Origin of the sequence: Streptomyces solincola (assembly GCF_002982015.1) — a bacterium.
GTDB lineage: Bacteria > Actinomycetota > Actinomycetes > Streptomycetales > Streptomycetaceae > Streptomyces > Streptomyces solincola.
This window is the reverse complement of the sequence record NZ_PVLV01000621.1, coordinates 1-2088: the sequence shown is the minus strand read 5'-3', so window position 1 is coordinate 2088 and position 2088 is coordinate 1. Positions and strand designations below refer to the sequence as shown.

Genomic DNA, 2088 nt, shown 5'->3' with positions numbered 1-2088 from the left:
GCGGGGAGGTGGGCGGCGAGGGCGGGGCTCGCGGCGCCCAGGGTGAGCGCGGCGCAGATCGCGGTGGCGGTCAGGAGGCGCATGACGGTCCTTCCGGTGAGGGCGGTACGTGTACCTCACCGTGCGTGCGCGCCGACGGGCCCGCAAACGCTTCCATCACGGAGCGTGATGCGGCCGGCCGGGTGATCGCACCGCGCTGACCAGCGGGGGAGGGTGCCCGTATGCCGTCCGGGCGGCGTGCGCGCGGTGCCGCCGGAAGGGTGGTGGACGCGGCACCGGGTGCCCGGAACGCGCGAGCGCCGCTCCCGGGAGGCGGGGGCGGCGCTCGGGGGCGGCCGTCCGCGCCGGCTGTGCGCGGATCAGGTCGCGGGGAAGACGACGTCAGTCGTTGACGCAGACGTTGCCGAAGGCCGGGTTCAGGATGCCGATGACGTCGATGGTGTTGCCGCAGAGGTTGACCGGGATGTGGACCGGGACCTGCACCGCGTTGCCGGACAGGACGCCCGGGGAGCCCACGGCCGCGGCCTCGGCGCCGGAGTCGGCGACGGCGGCACCGGCGGCACCGGCGAGGGTGGCGGCTACGGCGGAGGTCAGGACGGCGACCTTGGCGATACGGGACATGGTGACGAGCTCCTCGTTTGTCGATGCACAGCGGCCGACGTGGTCGGCTACTCCAACAACGCCCTGGATCTCCGCCGGTTGCGCCACCGAACGGGTGAACCGCGGGTTGCCAAACCCGGGCGACACGACACGGTGCGCTCCGAAGCGGGGCCGGGGGCAGGGCAGTTGCCCCGATAGGCGGCGAAATGCCCGGCGATGTGCCGTTCGGCGGATAACGTGCACTCGCTGATCTCCCAGCTCCTGCAAGCCCTCCCCGTTCCCGCAGGCCCTCCGCCGCCCGGACCCGTGCGGCCCGGTGACCGCCGGGTCTTCGGTCCGCGGCCCGCCCTCCGGCCGCGGCGAAGGCTTCGTAGAAAGGGTCACGCGTGCCTTCCCCTCCCCTCTTCACCGCACTGCACGTCGTCCAGCCGGGCGACGGCGGGGTGGCCCGGGTGGTCGCCGACGTGGCGGCCGCGCAGGTGTCCTCGGGCATGCGGGTGGCCGTCGCCTGCCCGCCCGGCACGGAGCTGGCCGCCGCGGCCCGGGCGCACGGCGCCGAGGTGCACCCCTGGCGGGCCGGCCGCGAGCCGGGCCGCGGCCTGGTCGCGGAGAGCCTGCGCGTGGCCAGGCTGGTGGACGCGGTCCGGCCGGACCTGGTGCACGCGCACAGCGCCAAGGCGGGTCTGGCCGCCCGGCTGGCGGTGCGCGGCCGGGTGCCCACCGTCTACCAGCCGCACGCCTGGTCCTTCGAGGCGGTCGGCGGCCCGGCCGCCGCGCTCGCCCGCCGCTGGGAGCGGTGGGCGGCCCGCTGGACCGACCGGGTGATCTGCGTCAGCGACGCCGAGCGCCGCCGCGGCGAGGGCGCCGGGGTGCGGGCCGCCTGGTCGGTCGTCCACAACGGTGTGGACACCGCGCGGTTCGCCGGCGCCGCCGACCGGGCCGCGGCGCGCGCCGCGCTGGGGCTGCCGGCCGCCGACCCGCTGGTGGTGTGCGTGGCCCGGCTGTGCCGGCAGAAGGGCCAGGACGATCTGCTGCGCGCCTGGGACGCCGTACGCCGGCGGGTGCCGGCCGCGAGGCTGGCGCTGGTCGGCGACGGCCCGGAGGCCGGGGCGCTGCGCGCGGCGGCGGACGGCTCGGTGCTGTTCGCCGGCGCGGTCGCCGACCCGGCGCCCTGGTACCGGGCGGCCGACCTTGCCGTCCTGCCCTCCCGCTGGGAGGGGCTCGCACTGGCCCCGCTGGAGGCGATGGCCGCCGGGCGGCCGGTGGTGGTCACCGACGTGGACGGCGCCCGGGAGAGCCTGCCGCCGGGTCAGGAGCCGTACTGCCTGGTCCGGCCGGGCGATCCGGAGGCGCTGGCCGGGGCGCTGGCGGCGCTGCTCCAGCGGCCGGTGCTCCGCGCCGAGCTGGGCCGGCGCGCCCAGCGCCACGTCCGCGAGCGGTTCGACGTCCGGCGTGCCGGGGCTGCCATCGCGGACGTGGCGCTGGGCG

2 protein-coding genes are annotated in these 2088 nt (G+C 77.8%); one reads left to right on the top strand and one right to left on the bottom strand.

Annotated features, from left to right (window positions below):
• Positions 1 to 381: 381 nt before the first annotated feature.
• Entirely contained in the window at positions 382 to 621 is a 240-nt protein-coding gene (locus tag C6N75_RS28320; protein WP_105871704.1) for a chaplin, read from the bottom strand.
• A gap of 365 nt (positions 622 to 986) precedes the next feature.
• On the opposite strand from C6N75_RS28320, the gene C6N75_RS28315 reads away from it, so the two are divergent.
• A partial coding sequence (locus C6N75_RS28315; protein WP_105871703.1) for a glycosyltransferase occupies positions 987 to 2088 on the top strand: 1102 nt, incomplete at its 3' end.

Bases quoted from the DNA above. Each gene is read 5' to 3' on its own strand.
- C6N75_RS28320 (WP_105871704.1), bottom strand. From the start codon at position 621: ATGTCCCGTATCGCCAAGGTCGCCGTCCTGACCTCCGCCGTAGCCGCC.